Source organism: Pumilibacter intestinalis (genome assembly GCF_943193005.1).
Taxonomy (GTDB): Bacteria; Bacillota; Clostridia; order Christensenellales; family Pumilibacteraceae; genus Pumilibacter; species Pumilibacter intestinalis.
The window spans coordinates 51256-69467 of the sequence record NZ_CALPCH010000010.1; the positions used below are offsets into that span (position 1 = coordinate 51256).

15 protein-coding genes and 5 tRNA genes are annotated in these 18212 nt (G+C 51.6%); 8 read left to right on the top strand and 12 right to left on the bottom strand.

All coding sequences use genetic code 11. From position 1 onward, the window contains the following. Positions 1-42: 42 nt before the first annotated feature. Genes NFR55_RS06395 through NFR55_RS06405 form a run of 3 tightly spaced genes read right to left on the bottom strand, consistent with a single transcriptional unit; the run spans position 43 to position 4224 of the window. Positions 43-2688, bottom strand: a complete 2646-nt coding sequence (locus tag NFR55_RS06395) for a YfhO family protein (RefSeq protein ID WP_251547424.1) — start codon at positions 2686-2688, stop codon at positions 43-45. A 4-nt stretch (positions 2689-2692) separates the two neighbouring features. Beyond that, the gene (locus NFR55_RS06400) at positions 2693-3721 is read right to left on the bottom strand and encodes a glycosyltransferase family 2 protein (protein ID WP_251547426.1); all 1029 of its coding nucleotides are present in this window, start codon (positions 3719-3721) and stop codon (positions 2693-2695) included. After that, positions 3718-4224, bottom strand: coding sequence for a GtrA family protein (locus NFR55_RS06405; protein WP_251547428.1), 507 nt, complete (start codon positions 4222-4224; stop codon positions 3718-3720). The genes NFR55_RS06400 and NFR55_RS06405 overlap by 4 nt, the downstream gene beginning before the upstream one ends. Before the next feature lie 115 nt (positions 4225-4339). Here NFR55_RS06405 and NFR55_RS06410 point away from each other — a divergent pair, with 115 nt between their 5' ends. Then, positions 4340-4915 (top strand): rubrerythrin family protein, encoded by a 576-nt coding sequence (locus NFR55_RS06410; RefSeq protein ID WP_251547430.1) that lies wholly within the window; start codon positions 4340-4342, stop codon positions 4913-4915. 56 nt (positions 4916-4971) lie between these two features. Here NFR55_RS06410 and NFR55_RS06415 read toward each other — a convergent pair whose 3' ends face one another. From NFR55_RS06415 to NFR55_RS06425, 3 genes are read right to left on the bottom strand one after another with little or no spacing between them, the layout of a single operon-like run. Further along, positions 4972-5691, bottom strand: coding sequence for a SigB/SigF/SigG family RNA polymerase sigma factor (locus tag NFR55_RS06415; protein WP_251547432.1), 720 nt, complete (start codon positions 5689-5691; stop codon positions 4972-4974). A 7-nt stretch (positions 5692-5698) separates the two neighbouring features. Continuing rightward, on the bottom strand, positions 5699-6139 hold the full coding sequence (gene spoIIAB, locus NFR55_RS06420; RefSeq protein WP_251547434.1) for an anti-sigma F factor: 441 nt from the start codon (positions 6137-6139) through the stop codon (positions 5699-5701). Between the two features lie 13 nt (positions 6140-6152). Further along, positions 6153-6464 (bottom strand): STAS domain-containing protein, encoded by a 312-nt coding sequence (locus NFR55_RS06425; RefSeq protein ID WP_251547436.1) that lies wholly within the window; start codon positions 6462-6464, stop codon positions 6153-6155. 221 nt (positions 6465-6685) lie between these two features. On the opposite strand from NFR55_RS06425, the gene NFR55_RS06430 reads away from it, so the two are divergent. From NFR55_RS06430 to NFR55_RS06460, 7 genes are all read left to right on the top strand, one after another. Then, positions 6686-6762: transfer RNA gene (locus tag NFR55_RS06430), tRNA-Ile, on the top strand. 5 nt (positions 6763-6767) lie between these two features. Then, positions 6768-6844: transfer RNA gene (locus NFR55_RS06435), tRNA-Asp, on the top strand. Between the two features lie 6 nt (positions 6845-6850). After that, positions 6851-6926: transfer RNA gene (locus NFR55_RS06440), tRNA-Phe, on the top strand. Positions 6927-6957: 31 nt separating this feature from the next. Further along, positions 6958-7033 (top strand) — tRNA-Thr (locus tag NFR55_RS06445). A gap of 32 nt (positions 7034-7065) precedes the next feature. After that, positions 7066-7150 (top strand) — tRNA-Tyr (locus NFR55_RS06450). 86 nt (positions 7151-7236) lie between these two features. After that, positions 7237-8037 (top strand): hypothetical protein, encoded by an 801-nt coding sequence (locus NFR55_RS06455; RefSeq protein WP_251547438.1) that lies wholly within the window; start codon positions 7237-7239, stop codon positions 8035-8037. Then, on the top strand, positions 8034-8546 hold the full coding sequence (locus NFR55_RS06460; protein ID WP_251547440.1) for a hypothetical protein: 513 nt from the start codon (positions 8034-8036) through the stop codon (positions 8544-8546). Before NFR55_RS06455 ends, NFR55_RS06460 begins: the two co-directional genes overlap by 4 nt. 2 nt (positions 8547-8548) lie before the next feature. Here the strand turns inward: NFR55_RS06460 and NFR55_RS06465 are convergent, their stop codons facing one another. From NFR55_RS06465 to NFR55_RS06490, 6 genes are all read right to left on the bottom strand, one after another. Next, on the bottom strand, positions 8549-11113 hold the full coding sequence (locus NFR55_RS06465; protein WP_251547442.1) for a glycoside hydrolase family 2 TIM barrel-domain containing protein: 2565 nt from the start codon (positions 11111-11113) through the stop codon (positions 8549-8551). A 105-nt stretch (positions 11114-11218) separates the two neighbouring features. Next, positions 11219-12304, bottom strand: a complete 1086-nt coding sequence (locus NFR55_RS06470) for a glycoside hydrolase family 76 protein (RefSeq protein WP_251547444.1) — start codon at positions 12302-12304, stop codon at positions 11219-11221. Positions 12305-12323: 19 nt separating this feature from the next. Further along, complete coding sequence (locus NFR55_RS06475; protein WP_251547446.1) at positions 12324-13784, bottom strand: glycoside hydrolase family 76 protein; 1461 nt, start codon at positions 13782-13784, stop codon at positions 12324-12326. Between the two features lies 1 nt (position 13785). Continuing rightward, positions 13786-16371 (bottom strand): LGFP repeat-containing protein, encoded by a 2586-nt coding sequence (locus tag NFR55_RS06480; RefSeq protein ID WP_251547448.1) that lies wholly within the window; start codon positions 16369-16371, stop codon positions 13786-13788. Positions 16372-16377: 6 nt separating this feature from the next. After that, the gene (locus NFR55_RS06485) at positions 16378-17283 is read right to left on the bottom strand and encodes a carbohydrate ABC transporter permease (protein WP_251547450.1); all 906 of its coding nucleotides are present in this window, start codon (positions 17281-17283) and stop codon (positions 16378-16380) included. Position 17284: 1 nt separating this feature from the next. Then, positions 17285-18202 carry a carbohydrate ABC transporter permease gene (locus tag NFR55_RS06490; protein ID WP_251547452.1) on the bottom strand — a complete coding sequence of 306 codons (918 nt, stop codon included), beginning with the start codon at positions 18200-18202 and terminating at the stop codon, positions 17285-17287. Between the last annotated feature and the right edge of the window lie 10 nt (positions 18203-18212).

An 18212-nucleotide genomic window follows, 5' to 3' on the forward strand; every position in this document is an offset into this window, starting at 1 on the left:
TTTTAATAAATTATACAATAACGCCGAGCAAAATGCAAGCGTTTATGCGCGGCTCTTTTTCTTTAAGATAATATACGCGGCAAACGCGCAGATTATAACGACTCCCGCGCCCGCCGATACCGCCGTGCCCAAACCGAGACAGGGCGTTCGGTACTCGAAGCGCACCTCGTATTCGCCCGCGGGGATATCTATGCTCATAAGTCCCGCGTTGCTCGCATACACCGCGGTTTGCTCTCCGCCAACGTATGCCCGCCAGCCGCGCGAATAACACACGGGCAACAGCATAGCCCCGCCGTCCGAACTTATTTTGCCCGAAAATCCGCTCGGGTAAAACCGCGTTTCGGTAAGGTGCGCTTTCGCCGCCGCGCTCGCAACAAGCTCGCTCACCCGCCGCCGCTCGGCAACGGTAAAGCGCACGTTGCCGAACGTGAGCGGCTCCGCGCCGTCGTTACTAAACGTAACCGTTTCTCCGCGCTCGTCGAGCTTGAACAAAAAGCCGTCTTGCTCGTAATACATCTGGTCGCCCCTGCCGCATATAAACTTGCTTATCTCGGTTTTGCCGCACGATACCGAAAAACTTTCGCGCTCATACACCTCGCTCAAAGAAAACTCTACGTACAGCTCGCAGTCGCCGTCGGTTTTAACATTTATACTGCGGGTTTCGCCCGCCGCGAGCGTGAAATCCCGTTCCGCGCGCACCTCTTTAAGCACGGCGGCGTGCTCGTAATCGCTCTCCCGCGAGTCGGTTCTCACCGCAGAGTCCGCTCTCACCACCGCGCCGAGCATTGCGTACTGCCTTTCGGCGGCGGGCAACGCGTAAAAATCGCTTTCGCTCATCACTTTGTCGAACACCGTTCCGAAACGCACGTATTCGTCCGTTTCGTATAGGTCGCTTACGCCATCCACCGCGTAAAATCCCGCGGGCACGTACTCGCCTTTTTCCGCGTAATAGTAGCGAACGCCGAGCAAAGCCTGCAACGCCGTCCTGCCGTTGAGTCCGGTCATGCCGAGCGACGGCGTGTAAGAAAGCAGAGAGTTGGCGTACAAAAAGTCGCTTATCTCGCCGGGAGCCATGGTGTTGTATATCGCAGTGCCCCTGTAACCGTTGTTGAGCGAGCGGTTGTTGCACTCTTCCCAACCGCCGCTTACAGCCTTGTCCAAACGAAAAAATTCGTTGCTTTGCGCCGTTTGGGCGGCAACGTAACTTTCGGCGGGCGAAGTCATGGATTCGAAATAATCGCCGTTGTCGAACTGCGCGGAATACACCACGTTGAGCGCGAACGCAAAACACAGCACGCACGCAAAACAGGCGTATGAAAGTTTGCGGCAGTTGAGCCGCCGCACGCACTTTACAGAGAAAAAGTTGCGGGCGAAAATCTTGTGCGCGATATATCCGCTCGCGCACAGCATTGCGATTTCGCATACGAGCGCAACGCACTTTAACGCAACGTGCGCGTTGCCGAAAAACAATTCCGCCGCCGTCCACGCCGCAAAATTGAGTATAAGCAGTCCAAACGCCGCGCCGAACTTTATCATTGCGTTCGCCGACTTTGCGCAGGGCGAATACCTGCGTTCGTTTAGGTGCGCGGCGGCAAGCGCGTAAACGCAAAAAATAAGCAAATACACATGGCGGTTGTTTACGTAATTGAATAGGTTGAGCGCGTAGCCCGCAAACGGTATGAAAGTGGATAGCGCGAGCACGGCGGCAAGCGTTTTCATTGCCGACCTGCGAGTTACGGCAAACGCGGCAAAGCAGACTAAAAGCACCGCGGCGTTGAGCATTATAGGCGTGTAGTGAAATCCGGGCACGGGCAAAACGAAACTCGCGGCAACGGAGAGCAGGTCCAAGCCGTCGAAAAACAAAATCCCCTTACCCGCGCTCCGCGAACCGTTCACGTACCCGTACGCCACGGGCAACAGCAAAAAGGAAGCGAGCGCAAGTCCGAGCGCGTAAAAGCCCGCGGTGCGGCAAAACGCCGCCGTAAAGCCGCGCGGCGTAACCTTTTCCCCGCGGTTTTTCACGCCGTAAACGTAATACAAAACGGCGTACGCAACGGCAAAAAGCGTAACTGTGAACAGCATGTAAAACGAGCTTATCGCGGTTACGAAAACGGCGGCAACGAGCAAAAACGGCTCTTTCTTATCCACCGCGTGTTCTATGCCCAAAATCACGAGCGGCAGATACACCGCGCCCGCGCACAGGTCGGGATGGCGCACGTAGGTAAACAGCATGTAACCGCCCAGCATATACGCAACCGAAAAGGCAACCGCAAGCACGAAATTCACTTTGTGCGCACGGAGATAGATATACATGAAAACAGCGGTGAGCAAAAACTTGACCGCAACGAGCACCGAATAGGAAAACAAAAAGTTGTCGCGCGGCAGAATATACAGCAAAAGATTTACGGGGTCGAACATCATGTAATACGAAAACGACGTCATGTAGTCCGCGCCCAAACCTATGGCGTAATCGTAGCCGCCCGCGCCGCCGAATATTCCGTTACGGAACATGTACTGCAAAAACGTGGCGTGCTGGGTTACGGCGTCGTCGGCGAGCGCGAGATATTTGCCGCGTATAGCATACGGCAAAAGCGCAATCGCGAGCGAAAGAAGCGCAACGCAAAAGAACGCTCCGAAACGTATGAGCGCGGCGCGTTTGCCGCTCGAGCCGTTGTGCGCAGCTTGCATAACTTTACGGCTCGTTGCGCGTTGCCGCAACCTCGGCGAACGCGTCGGCGTTTTCGGATTTTTCGTTTTTTTCGGATTGAGCGGTTTGCGACAAAGCCGCGTCTTTTTCGGTTTCCCGCACGAGATAAACGGGACGAGCCTTAACCTCTTTGAATATTTTCTTTATATATTCGCCGAGGAGCACCATGCCGAAAAACAACAGCGACAGCAAAAACAGCGTAACGGGTATTATTATAAAGAGCGTAAGCATACCCCCCCCCGCGAATTTGCCGAGGCACGCCCAAACTATATCGAACGCCGCAAACCCCACTGCCGCCAAAAACAGCAACAGCGAAACTACGTTGTTAAACCTAAGGGGCGCTGTGGAAAAGTCCTCTATGCCTCCCACCGCGTATTTGGTGAGCTTGCGAAAGTTCCATTTCGTTTTGCCCGCCACGCGCTCCACGTTTTTGTATTCGAGCCACTTAATCTTAAAGCCCACCCAGCCGAAAATGCCTTTGGAGAACCTGTCGCGCTCCGAAAGCATGAGCACGGCGTCGGTCATCTTGCGGGTCATGAGCCTGTAGTCGCGCGCACCGTCCACAAGTTCGGCGTCGCTCACTTTATTCATTATTTTGTAAAAGAGCCGAGCAAACGCGCTCTTTATCTTGCCTTCGCCCTTGCGGTCGGTGCGGCGGCACCCCACGCAGTCGTAGCCCTCGTTCACTATGCCGTTATACATTTCGAGCAGCATTTCGGGCGGGTCTTGAAGGTCGGCGTCCATAAGCCCCACGAGGTCGCCCTCCGCCGCTTCGAGCCCCGCGAGTATCGCCGCTTCTTTGCCGAAATTGCGCGAAAACGACACGTACCGCACCTCGCAGTCGCGCCCCGCCAATTCACGTATAATCTCGAGCGAGCGGTCGCGGCTGCCGTCGTCTACGAATATGTATTCGAATTCGGTTTCGAGCCTTGCTCGCACCTCGCTCATAGCGTCGTAATACTTTTGCAAACACGCTTCTTCGTTGTAGCACGGCACAACTATGCTTATTTTCATTTTTCCTCCTCGGGCTTGTCTTTGCGCACAAACAGCAACAGCCGCTTAGACGCGTAGTTATAAACAAGCACAACTACGGTGAGAAATATTTTCACTATCCACTCGTTTATGCCGAGCACGGTATAGCCGAGATACATGCCGAGTATGTGTATCCCGAGTCCAATCGCGCTAAGTCCCGCAAACACGGCAAAGCCCTTAACGGTCTTACTGTTGCCCTTGTGCTCGAACACGAACGCTATGCTCAAAAAATAGTTCACTATAAGCCCCGATAAAAAGCCGCACGCCGTGCCCGTCACCGTTGCCGCGGTAGAGGGCTGTGCTCCGCCGAACCACGCGTTATAAAATTTAGGGTACAGCGCGGGATTAAACGCGTAAAGCACAACGCCCATTATAAACATATCCACGAGCGTGGCAAACCCGCCCACAATCAAAAACCGCATTATTTCGCACAGCGCGGGGTGCTTTTCTCCGAATTGTTTGAACTTGTCCGCAATGCGCAACATAATTTATATATTATCACATACCGCGCGGATTGTCAACAAATGCGAAAAGACGAGATTGCAACGTATAACATTTATAAGCCTCGGCAATAATCTGTGCAGGAGGTTTTATATAACTATGGATTTCAAAAAGTCGCAAACGGTGCGCAATCTCGCGAGAAGTTTCGCCGCGGAATCGCAGGCGGGGCTTAGGTATCAGCTCATTGTGGATATGTGCCAAGCGCAGGGCTATCAGGCAATGGCAAACGAAATTAAGGTGCTTGCCAAAAACGAAGTAGCCCACGCCAAAGCCTTTTACACCATGATAACCGACAGGCTGGGCAACGTAAACAACGTGCAGATAGACGCGGGCTTTCCGTTCGAGGGAACAAATCTCGAAAACGCGCTCAAGTTCAGCATGGAGCAGGAACTGAGCGAAGCAAACTCCGTTTATCCCGCCTTTGCCAAAACCGCGCGTGAAGAGGGCTTCCCCGAAATAGCCGAACGCTTCGAGCTTGCCGCACGCGTGGAAAAGGGACACGCCGCAATTTTCAAAAAACTGCACTGCGCCCTCAAAGAAGGCACGCTTTACCGTGCGCCCAAGCCCGCCAAATGGCAGTGCTCCGACTGCGGACATTCGGACACTCTCCCCGAAGCCTGGAAGACGTGTCCGCTCTGCGGCGCAAAGCAAGGCTTCGTGCAACTCAAAATATAATAACAAAAAACTCTGCCGCAAAGCAAAAAGGAGTCGCAAAAGCACGCGACTTCTTTTCATTTTCCGAAAGCGGTTTTGAGTTTTTCTATAATTTTGTTTTCGAGTCGGGAAACCTGCACCTGCGAAACTTTGAGCACGCGGGCAACCTCGCTTTGAGTTTTGTCGCGGTAGTAGCGCAGTATTATAATCTTCTTCTCCCGCTCGTCGAGGCTCTCTATGGCGTCTTTGAGCACAAGGCGGTCGAGGTTGTCCTCCACCGTTTCTTTGGAGGCGATTTTATCCATGAGCGAGCGGTTGCGGTCGTCGTCCGACTGCTCGTAGAGCGACACGGGAAATTTTGCGGAGTCGAGCGCGAACACGGCCTCTTGCGGCTCTATATCAAACTCCGCGGCAATCTCGTCTATGCTCGGGCTGTCGCTGTGGGTGTTTTTGTACGTTTCTATAAAATACGATATTTTAGCCGCGAGCGACTTAACGGAGCGCGACACCTTAATGTAGCCGTCGTCGCGCAGAAAGCGTTTCACCTCGCCCGCTATCATGGGCACGGCGTAGGTGGAAAACTTAACGCCGAAGCTCGCCGAAAAGTTGCGTATGGCTTTCAAAAATCCCATACACCCGAGTTGATACAAGTCGTCGTAATCCACGCCCTTGTTCTTAAATCGGCGTATCACGCTCTTTATGAGCGGCGAATTCTCCGCGATAAGTTCGGCTTTGGCTTCTTCGCTTCCGTTTTGCGCCTTGCTTATCAGTTCTTCGGTAACGCTTTGTTCCAACAATCCCGCATCACTCCGTCGCTTTTTTCGAGGCGGCGAAATCTTTGCTCATGCGCACCGTAAGCCCGCGCGGTTCGTTTGGCTCCACGCTTAATGAGTCCATGTAAGACTCCATAACGGTAAAGCCCATACCCGAACGCTCCTCGTCGGCTTTGGTGGTGAAAAACGGCGCACGCGCACGCTCTATATCGGCTATGCCCACGCCCGTGTCCGTCACCTCGATATGTATGGTGCTTCCCGATAAAATCGCCGTTATTTCCACCACTCCGTCGGGATTGTTTTCGTAGCCGTGCACTATGCTGTTTGTTACCGCTTCGCTTACCGCGGTTTTTACGTCGTCGAGTTTGTCCACGGTGGGATTTGCTCCCACGCAAAACGCCGCCACCGCGCTACGCGCAAACGCTTCGTTTTCGCTTACGGCTTTAATTTTCAAAGACATGAAGTTGTCCATACTCGTTTAACTCCTAACCGTTTATTTTGGGGACTATTTCGTATATGCCGCTAAGCAGCAGCAGCTTGTCCACCGCGTTTTTGGGCGAACTTATAAGCAGCGGTATCCCCTTCTTTTTGAGCGTTTTGTATCTGCCTATGAGCATGCCTATGCCCGTAGAGTCCATAAAAGTTACCGCGGCAAAATCCATTACCACTTTAATCAATCCGTCCTCTTCGAACAGCGCGTCGAGTTTGGCGCGCACCTCTGCGGCGCAGCTTTCGTCTATCTCTCCGCACAAAGCCACATACAAAGTGTTGTTTACGGTTTTATGGCTTACTTTCATTTCGGTTCTCCTCTTTGGGCGTAACCCCTAACGCCGCTTAACCATTGTAGCAAAAAGCGAAAACAGCATTTTGCATATTCGTGAATAAACAAAGCTGATTTTGTCGAAAATCTTTCGAAAATTTTTTTTGCGGTTTTTTCCGAAATGGGCGGTTTTTTTCTTGACATAATTCTCGGTTTGTAGTATAGTAAACAAGTCAGTTTTGGCAAATGAGCTTTTTTGGGCCTTTAGCTCAGTTGGTCAGAGCAGTCGGCTCATAACCGACCTGTCCGGGGTTCAAGTCCCTGAAGGCCCACCAAATTCGGCTCGGTAGTTCAGATGGTTAGAACGCTAGCCTGTCACGCTAGAGGTCGAGGGTTCAAGTCCCTTCCGAGTCGCCACTTTTTGCCTCGATAGCTCAGTCGGTAGAGCAGAGGACTGAAAATCCTCGTGTCGATGGTTCAATTCCGTCTCGAGGCACCATTAAAAGGATATCAAATTCCTTTTTTTGTATGCCGGAGTAGCTCAATCGGTAGAGCAACTGACTTGTAATCAGTAGGTTGAAGGTTCAAGTCCCTTCTCCGGCTCCACTTAACAATTCGGCAAAAAATCATATATCTGCGGACGGGTTCCCGAGTGGCCAAAGGGAGCAGACTGTAAATCTGCCAGCTCAGCTTTCGATGGTTCGAATCCATCCCCGTCCACCACCTAAAACCTAAAACGAACCGCTTACAAAGTGCTCGAGTTAGGTTTTTAACTTTTTATTCGCATTTTAACGGCAAGGAATATGGCAATGGAAGAAAACACGGATTTGCGCATTCTGGAAAAACGACTGAAAACTTTTAAGTCTCTTACCGTACTCTTCGGCGTCCTTACGCCGCTTCCCCTACTCGGCGTTGGGTTGAAATATCCGTATCAATACATTTTTGTCGCGTTATGCGTATTGTTTTTCATAACCGCGTTGGTTTTTTCTTTTCTTTGCAGGTCTTATACGAAAAAAGCGGAAACAACCGTAAATTTCCTAAAAGGCGTAAGAGACAAAACCGTAGCCGCAAACGATTTTATGAATACGTATCTTTCGATTTTATATACAAACGTAAATGCAGACGAATGCAAAGAACTTAATCAAGTTGCTTTTGCGAACGAAGAACTAGTATTTTCGGCTCAAGGCAAGTTTGCGATAAAAAAAGATTTCAACGGCGTAAAAGGCAATCATCTCGCTTTGCAAGTTTGCGGAACCGAATTGATTTCCGCTCCGGAGGGCTACGACGACGTGCTCGACTACGAAAGCAATCTTTTCAAATTGAACATAGGCTATTTCGAAGACAGTCCGTTCACGGAAGAAATCCGAAAGTGTTTGACTTTGCCCGAAGAGGATTTTATAAATAAAAAACTGACTTTCTCCTCCGCAAAAGGATATTCTTGCGATTTGGATACGGCTGAAAGCGACGAAATCGACTTTGGCGAACTTACCGTTTTGGAATATACTCAAGACAGCCTTACGATATTTTTCAAGTGCCTTGTGCTAGAATGGGTCTCGGACGTTGTTTTCGGAAAAGTAAAACTTTCACTCGACGCGCAAGTTTCGGAATGAGTAAAAACTACGACACGGAGAAATACAAAAAAACTTTTATAGCGGCGGGCGTTACGTGTTTGCCCGTAGCGGCTATATTTATTACGTACGCCGTTTTTCTCATATTTTACTTTACGGGATTGTTTTCGTCGAACATGAACGACGATACCGCGTTCGCGATTGTGGCGTTAATCTTTATTCTTCTCAAACCATTTTTAATGTTTGTATATATCTTTTTCGCAATTATATCCGGGCTTATCGCAACGGGATACATATGCAGCGGAATTGCGCTTATAAAACGCTCGCATAATAATAAAATCGAAAATTCGCTCGCCCTCTCGTTTGTAATAAGCGTGCTGATTTGCGCGTTTTCGATTTATCCGTTTATTATCAACATATTGAGAATTATCGCGCACGGTATTATGCAAGAATACCTTTTCGGCTTTTTCGTAGCGGGGTTCATACCCCTTTCCCTATCGGTAACCAACATAGTATTCAACCGAAAAGCCTCGAAAAAACAACTGCCTTAAACTTATATTAGTTTAATGCGGAAGGTGTTTTTGCCCTCTTTGGGCGCACGGTACTTTTGCGCGAGTTCGGGTCCGCAGGAGTTCGTGCCCACCCCGCTCATGGCTATATCGAGGCTTACGTATACGCTTGAGTCCTCTTTAAGCTCGAAATCGTGCGCCGCGTTTGCAAGCGCGTGCGCCGAATACGGAAGCACGGAGAACGAAAACGGCTTTTCCGCGGTTATCTCTATGCCGCCGTCGAAATTAACCCGAGTGCTCGCAAAGTGACTGCCGCTCTCCTGCGGCTTAACGTAACGGAAATATTCCTTTGCGGCGGAAGAGGCATACTCGCCGTACTCGCTCGCAAGGTGTTTGTCTATATAGCTTTCGTACGGACCAAAGCCCTTGTACGAAAACTTTTCCGCCTTTTTGGCGGGCAGAGCGAACGATACGCCTATTCTCGGAAGATAGGTAACGTAGTCCGCCGCTTTATATTGTAACTCCACGTCTACGGCGTTGTTGTAAAAAGTATACGTGAGCGTAAAATCCAAAACGGGAGCAAGGCAGGCGCGAGCCATTTTGCCCGTTATTTTAACGCGGTTGTCGATTTGCTCCGTTTCGTACGCTATCTGCTCGGCGTCGTCGTATCTTTTCCACTCGTTTTGCACGTTCCTGTCGTTGTCCGTATACGCGCGGAAAATGTTCACTTTGAGCGGCTCGGCGAATTTCAAATTACCCGCCGAAAGCAGTTCGCCGTTTTCGCCCACAGCGCACTTAATCGGGCTATCGTGCGAAAGTTTTTCAAACGGCTCGCACTCGGGCAAAACCAACTCTTTTTCGCGCTTGCCGCCGTATACCGCCCGCATTTCCGCAAATCCGCTCTTGGGCGTAAAATCGGGATTTAACAAGCCGTCTACGCAAAAGTTCCCGTCGTGCTCGTTCTCGCCGAAATCGCCGCCGTACAGGTAGCCTTTATCCGTCTTTATAGCGTGGTCGCGCCATTCCCACACGAACGCGCCCACAAAACGGTCCGACGAATCGATTATGTTCCAGTAGTCGTTTATATCGCCGTTGCTGTTGCCCATGGCGTGCGTGTACTCGCAAAGCACGAGCGGTCGGGTTTCCTTCCCGTCTTGCAAGTATTTTATCATCTCGTCGGGGTGCGGGTACATGCGCGAAAACATATCTATGCGGCTTGTGTAAAAATCCGCTTTGTCCGCCATACAGCATATGCCCTCGTAATGTATCGGGCGGGAATCGCGGGCATGTATGTAATCCGCGCCCTCGTGAAACATCTTGCCGTAGTTCGACTCGTTGCCGAGCGACCATATCATAACGCAGGCGCGGTTTTTGTCGCGCTCGTACATGGTTATTTCCCTGTCGCGCACTCCCCTGTCCGCTATGCCGCTGTCGGCGAAATCCTGCCAACTGCGCAACGCGTCTTTGTTGCAGTGCCGCTCCGCCATGCCGTGCGTTTCCACGTCCGCCTCGTCCATTACGTAAAATCCCATGCTGTCGCAAAGGTCGTAAAACTCGGGGCTGTCGGGATAATGGCATGTGCGTATCGCGTTCACGTTGGCGTATTTCATAAGCTCGAGGTCGCGTATCGTTTCCTCGAGAGTTACCGTTGCGCCCGCAAGAGGACTGAACTCGTGGCGGTTCACGCCCTTCAGTTTAACGTGCTTGCCATTTATTTTGTATATTCCGTTCTCTATTTTGCTCGTGCGAAAGCCGACGCGCATGAGTATCTTTTCGCCGCCCGAGGAGAGCACGAGGTTGTATAGCTCGGGCGTTTCCGCCGTCCATAACTTTACGTTCTCCACCTCGAACTTTGCAGCCATGCCCGCCGAAATCTCTTTCCGCTCGCCCTCGAAATGCGCCGAGAACGACACGTTTCCCAAGTTGGTTACGGTGAGCACGCCCGAGCCGCCTTTTATCGCGGTTTCGGTCTTAAAGTCGCGAATATGCTTTTGCGGGCGCACGAGCAGATACACGCTGCGGAATATGCCCGTAAAACGGAATTTGTCTTGACACTCGAGATAGGTTGCCGCGCTCCACTTGACAACGATTACGTCGAGCACGTTTTCGCCCTCGCGCACGAATTCGGTTATATCGAACTCGCTCGTTGCATGCGAAATTTGGCTGTATCCCGCTCTTTCGCCGTTTACGTACACATAAAAGAAACTGTCTACGCCCTCGAAATTAAGGTAATATTTTTGCGACAAATCTTCAAGCGTGAAAGTGCGTCGATAATGAAAAGTCGGATTTTTCACGCGAACGTACGGCGGGTCGACGGGCAACGGATAGCGCGTGTTTATGTACTGTATCTTATCGTACCCGTGCATCTGAACGCAACTCGGCACGGGAATTTTATCGGTGAGCTTTTCGCCGAGCTCCGCTTGCGATATATCGGCGTGCGCCTTTATCTGCCACTCGCCGTCGAGAGAAACGAACCTTTCGCTCGCGCCCCTGTCTAAAATCCCGTGCTTAAACGCAAAGTCCTGCGACTGCGAAAAAGGTATGTAATAGCTGCGCGGGCTTTCCACGCCTACGCGCTCGTATGTTTCGTATTCTCTTTTATGCTCCATAATAAAAAGCTCTCCCATAACTCACATTATACTCTTAGCATAAAGTAAAGTCAATACAATTGCGTACAAAAAAAGACCGTTTGCAAAAACGGTCTTTCTCTCGTTTTACGCGGAATTTCGAGCCGCGCGTTTTTTGTCCTCGTAAGGTATGAGCAACGAAAAACACTCCGCCGTGCCAATGTTGTCAAGCCCTTGGTGATAGTATTTGCCGCTCGTGTAGTCGCCGTTGTTCCACTCGGGATAATAGAAATTTTCGCCGGTGCGTCCCGAATAAGCCGCTCCGTGCAATATGTTGTCTATGATAGAAATATAATCGGTAACGTCTTCGTACTCGTTGAGCGCGAGCAGACCTTGCAACAAATACACGTTAAACCAAGGCGTGGGCGGCAGTATCTTTTTGCCGTGCATTTCGGTGCGCACAAACGCGTCCATTGCTCCGCGTGCCGAACGGCGGGCGTTTTCGAGATAGCTCTCCTTGCCCGTAATGCCGTGCATCAACGCGCCGCTCCATATCATCGTGCCGGTGTTGTAGGTGTATTTGCTCTTGTCTGTTTCGCCCGTTTCGAACATCTTATCGAAAAACGTGCCGTCGGAGTCCTCGAGCTTTTCGCGAGTCCATTCGTATATCTTTTCCGCCCACCGCAAATATTTTTCGTCGCCCGTAAACTTATACAACTTACAGCTCGCAACAATAGTAGGTCCGCAAGAGCAGGTGTTGGAGGTGTCGCAGTCGAACTCTTTCCACCTTATGCCGCCTATGCTTTCGCTCCAACCCGAGTATAGATATTCGGTCACCTCTTTAGCGCGGGTAAGATACTTCTCGGTCTTTTTCAGTTCGTACACGTCCAAAAGCGCGAGCACCACCCAGGCGTTGTCGTCGTAATACGGCTCGCCCGCCCCGAAGCAGTCGGGGTGCGAATTGTAATGAACGTAACCGCCGCTCTCCGATTTGTAAAGCTCCAACTTTTCGAGAGCCTTTTGCAAAAAGCGCAAACGCGATTTATCGCGCGTACATTTTTCGTATGTGGCGAGCATGGTGCAAAGTGCGCCGTATCCCCACAAAAACGAATACTTTTCCACTCCGGGCTTGGGCGGATACATTTCGAGCAGAAAGTCTTCGCCCTTATCCCAAAACTTGTCTTTTATGGAGTCTATGAGTTCGCCCGCAAGTTCGCGGTTTGTGTGTAACATTCGATTTTTCCTCCGTTTGTTACCCTTCCGACGGGTGAGCGTCGAACCAGGCGTCTACGAGAGCGGTAACCTCTATGGGCGCGGCGGCGTTTCTGAGCTGTTGCGAGTTGTAGTGCGCGTCGGGCGAGTTGTCTCTGCCGCTCCAGTCGTTTTGTATGAGTCCGTAGTAGTTGCGTGCGTTTTTGTAGGCAAAGTCCATAACGTCGCGCATTTTCCTGAGATACGCGTCGTTGCCGAACACGCGGGCGTAATCGAGATATCCCTGCACGAGATACACGTTAAACCACCCGTCGGAATCGGGATACAGGTCTATGCCGGGCGCGTAAAACCTATCGCGCGACACAAAAGTTTGATACGCGCCGCGTATGGTCTTGTCGGCGTCGGCTTTGTACTCGGGTTCGAGCGTGGCTTCGTAAATGCGTATCGCCGCCGAAAGCATAGTGCCAGTGGTGTAGGTGAGCTTGCCCATGTTCACGGTGTAAGAGCCGTCGCCCTTAAGCTCGATATTGTCGCCGTAAGTACCGTCGGACGTGTCCATAAGCACCGATTTCGTCCACTCGTAAATATACTTTGCAAACTGCAAGTAGAACTTTTGCTTGTCTTCGTAAAGGGCTTTTTGCTCGTCGTTTTCGGGCGTGAGCGACTTGTAGTAGTTATAGAACATCATGCAAGCCATAGCCGCCGGACCGTTGGAGCAGGTGTTTTTGGTTGCGTGGCTCTCTTTCCAGCGCAAGCCGCCGCCCGCCGCGTCGTCCCAGCCGCTGAGAACGTACATCATGCACTCCTCGGCTCTCTGTATATATTCGGGTCTGCCGAGCTGTTCGCCCGCCTCGAATAAAGACATTACCACCCACACGTTGTCGTCGTAGTACGGGTCGGTGCCCGAGGTGTTGGAGCCGTAGATGCGCACGGGCATGCGGTAACGCATTTTGCCGTCGGCCTCCACAGTTCCTTTTATCTGCATTATGCGCATGGCGAGGCCTATAAACTCTTCGCTGAACATGTTGTTTTCGAGGTCTTTGTTCCAAAACGACCTGTCGGCGATGCGCTCGGTGTCGAACCTGTTGTAATAAGTTTCGAGGTCGTCGCTTATTTCGCCCAGCCAATATTTTGCCGTTTCGTTATCGGGGTTGGCGCGGAGCACGGCGTTAGCCATGGAGTGAAGCGCGCCGAAATCCCACAAAAAGCTGTTGCTCAAGCGGTCGTCGTAATATCCCGCGCGCCACGGGAACGCCATGCCGTCGCGGTAGTAAACCTTTCTCAGTTCCTCGAACAGTATGAGCGAGCGTTCGCCGGCGTCGGTCACGTCGTAACGGAACTGCGACTTGTCGGTTATGAGAAAGCTTTTATCCAAATCGTCGGGGAAATTTTCCTTGTAGATAACGGCGGTGCTCTCGCCTCCGCTATTATCGCACGCGCCTACGCAAAAGCACATGAGCACAGCCAACAAAAGAGTCAAAAACTTAGTGAACTTTTTCATGTTACGCCTCCTTTTTTCCGCGCACGGCAATCGCCGCCGCAAAACACAGCGCTATAAGCGAGATTGCAAACAAGCCGCTCGCCTCGCCCGCTACCGACGAGCCGCAACCCGCGGTTTTTTCCGCCGACGGCGCGGGTATCTCGAACGTTTCGCCCATAACGAATTCCGCGCTCGTGCTCATGCCGTTGGGGCAACGCACGTACCCGTTGGTAAAGTTTTGGTACAAATCGCCGTTATATACGAACTGATTGCCTTCGGGATATCCCACCGAGTTGAGATTGCCGAGCTTCATCCACGCGGCGAGCATTTCGCTGTATACCGAAAACGCGCCTTTTTCGATATCGGTCATAAACATTTTCATAGCCGAGTTGTTGCCGAACGCCTCGGCGGTGCTGTCGCCGTTCTTAAAGGTCTGGTTAATCCAACTGTAGCTGGGTTGCGGCGCCCACTGGTGCACAAGCTCGTTGTCGGTTTCGCCGGGATAAAAACCCTCTTTCATGAGTCGCGCGTATTCGGCAACGAACGCCGCGCGTATCTGCTCTTCGCTGTTTCGCATATTTATGGGAATACGATTGATATCGCCGAATTTGCCCACGTCGTCGGGCACGGGACTAATTTCCGCGCCGGTGCCTACGTCGGTGTAAACTCCGTCTGCGGACACGTTTTGTCCGAACACCAAAGACACGGTGTTGGAGCTATCCACGGTGGCGTAGCCCGTTTTGAAATTCTGATAGATACGTCCGCCGAAGAAGAACCTATCGCCCGCGGGAGGCGGCATTACGCCCCTGAAACCGTTCATTTGCTCGTAGAGATTGTAGAACACGTCGGAGATAACGTACACGGGCGAGCTCCTGCTCGTTTTTACGAGCGCCATTCTGCCCTTAGACGCAGACGCCGTGTTTACGAATTCCTGAACGGCGCACCCCTCTTCTTCGCGCACCTTGCCGGCGGGCTCGTAGCAGTAAGTTCCGAGCTCGTTGAGTTCGAGCACTTTGGTTATGAATTCGTCTTTCACCGACGAGGAGTAGCTCGTTACGCCCTCTCCGAGCACGCCCGTATCGGCGTGAGGAACGAACGCTCCCGCCTTAACCTCGTTGCCGTCGGGCGAGATATTTTTACCCGCAACCCACGAGCCGTCGGGCTTTACGTACCCTTTCGCAAAGTTCTGATATACGCCCTCTCCCACCGTGAAAGCGTTGGATTTGGGCGTGCCCGTAACGCCTATGCCGAGCTCGCCGAAAGTTTTCGCGGCAGCACCCGTAACCTTAACGCAGGGCGCGTCGCCGCTCTTTTGCACGAGATAGTTGGTTGTGCCGTTCGGCGCGGTGAACGACTGCGTAAACGCGCCGCTCGCAAATTTCATGTAGTCGTCGGGTATGCCGAAGTTCGCGCCCGTATTGTTGTGGTTTTTGTAAACCTCCATAAAGTTTGACTGCGCGAGAGCCGCTCCCGCCTCTGCGGGCACCGAAGATTTATCGGCAAAATTCATTACTCCCGCATATAAGCGCACGTTCTCTATATAGCCGAGTTCGTCGGTAACAAAGTAGGCTTTGGAGAATATCTGATATTCCGAGTCGCCCAACTTAAACGGATAACTAAGCGGATAACCTACTCCCCTGAAACCGTTGAGAGCCGCCCAGCGCGTGAGATTTGCGCCGAGGAGCGGAAACGCCACTGCGTCGGCGTCGGAGAGCATGAGCCTGCCCTGAGTACGCCAGCCGTAGGGATTGCCGCTGTGGTCGCCGCCCGTAAAAGGCTGAGTAACGGCAAGATTTTCGGGCATCCAAAGCGTGGCGGTATCGAAAGCCGCGCCCATATCGAAGCCGCCTTCTTTCACCGCGTCGGTGTTTTCAATCTTTTCCACCGCATCTGCAAACGCCTTCTTTATCTGCTCGGATTTCCCTTCCGCCCAGGCAGGCATTTCGCCGCTCGTGCGCCCCACCTCAACCGCCGCTACGGGCGTGGCTTCTTCCTTGCCCGTTCCTTTGTTGAGAAACTTGCTTTCCTTGAAAGTGGCCGTGTTGCCGCTGAGCGTTGCGTAGCCGTTTATAAAGTTTTGGTATATCTTGCTTCCCGTGCCCAGCGTGAACTGATTGCCTATGGGATAACCCCACGTGCCCGTGTTCTCCGTCCAGCGAAGCATCATGTTGTTTACGATACAGCCCGCGCCTATGCCGTCGGCAACCGTGCCGCAAATGATATAGCCGTGCTCTCTGCCCCAAAGGTTGGCTTTTTGGTCGCCGCCCCTAAATTCCTGAACGGCGAAGTTCTGCCACTCGCGTATGCCGCCGCCCGCTTCGTCGGTGCATATCGTGCCCATATCGAAGCCCGCTTCGGTCATTTCTTTGTAGGCGAGTTTCATGCGCTCTTCCGCCTTTGCGGGCGCGGCGGTATCCGCCTTTAAGAACGCGGGAATTTTGTTCGAGTCTTTCACCACGCCTACGTTTTGGTATACCGCTTCGTCGAATTTGCTATCGGCGGCAAAAGCCGTGGCGGGCGACGACAGCGCAACCGCAACGCACGCAAACAGCGCAACCGCAACGAGCGCAATAAAAGTATACTTTCTTTTCATTACGTTTTGTTTCACTTTCTTTCACTCCTTTACGGCACCTGCGGAAAGACCGCTCATAAAGTACCGTTGAAACACTATAAAGAACACTATCATGGGAAGAGTTATAAGCAGGTTGAACGCCATGGCAACTCCGTGCTCGGGAGCAACGGCGGTGTAATACTGCCGCAAAGCAATGGTAAGGATTTTGAAACTGCCCTGTCCCAAAATGTACGGCCAAAAGTAGTTGTTCCAACCCGCCTGAAACGCGAATATGGCAAGAGTGGCCACGGCGGGCGTCATCATGGGAAGATATATTTGCCCGAAAATCCTGAGTTCGCCCGCGCCGTCTATGCGCGCGCTCTCGCCGAGCTCGTCGGAAAGAGTGAGGAAAAACTGACGAATGAAGAATATGTTGTATACGCTTATGCAAGACGGCAGAATTATGCCGAAGAACTGCGTGTTCACGCCCACAAAGCCGAATCCGCCCTGCCCGAACAGGTTGTTGCCGCCGATTAGCGGAAAGCGAGCAAGCACGATATACGTGGGTATGAACATTACCGCGAACGGCAACATCATAGAGGTTTGCATAATGCGGAACAGCACTCGGCTTCCCTTGAATTTGATTTTGGCAAACGCGTAGCCCGCGAGGAGCGACACCAAAATGTTTATAGCCATACCCACCACGGTTATGAACACGGTGTTAAAAAGCGACTCCGCCAAATCGGGATTGAGAAGGGCTTCTTTGTAGTTGAGTAACGACGGCTTTTTGGGCCACAGCGAAAATTCCATGATTTCGTTAAGCGGCTTAAGCGAGGTTACTATAGACCAATAGAACGGAAACAGAGCGATAAACAGCCACAGCACAATCAAAACTATTTGAACCACGCGAAGCGGCTTTATCTTTTTGTTCGGCTTATTTAAGGGTATTCCCAACGCGTTCGTTACCATGTCAGTAAGTCTCCTTGTTGAGTTTTTGCAATACGAACGTGAGCACGGACACTATTATAAGGAGTATAACGCTCATAGCCGAAGCTCTGCCGTACAAAAACGCGCTGTTTATGGCGTTGTTTATAGACATAATGGGAGTGAGCGCACTGTTCTGCGGTCCGCCGGTCGGGAACAGCATTATAACGGTGTCGTAAAGCTGAAACGCGCCTATAAACACGGTGGTGAGCACAAAGTAAGTTATGGGACGAAGAAGCGGTATAACTATTTTAAGCGTTATCTTAAACGAGTTTGCGCCCTCTATTTTGGCGGCCTCGAGTAGCGAAGAATTTATGCCCTGAATCGCCGCTATATAGAGCACCATGTTTGCGCCGCAACCGTTCCAAAGCCCCACAATCACCACCGTTATCATGGCGGTAGCCGGCGAGTTGAGCCAGTTCACGCCCGGCAAACCTATAGCCCTTAAAGCAATGTTTATAATGCCCGACTCGCCGTTTAACATCCACGCCCACACCGAAGCTACGGCAATGCCGCTCGTAAGCGACGGAATATAAAACGCCATGCGCACGTATTTGTTGCCCCTCGTCTTTTTTGCAACCAAAAGAGCAAGCCCCATGCTGAGCATTACGTTGAGCGGAACGTACAAAATAACGTATATGCCGAGGTTTAATAGCGATTTTTTGAACCTCGAAATATCGCGGGTGAAGATTTCCACGTAGTTGTGAATACCCCAGGGCGCGTATTTGTTTATGCCGTTAAAGTCCGAAAAACTCGTTACTATGGATATCACGATAGGCAGAAATATGAAGCAGAAAAAGAGCACTACCGCGGGAAACACGAAACACCACCCTATAAGCGTTTTTCGTTTCTCCGCCTTGGTCATCTTCTTTTTGCCGCGCAAGAGCAATCCGTAGGCGTTCATGAGTCCTCCT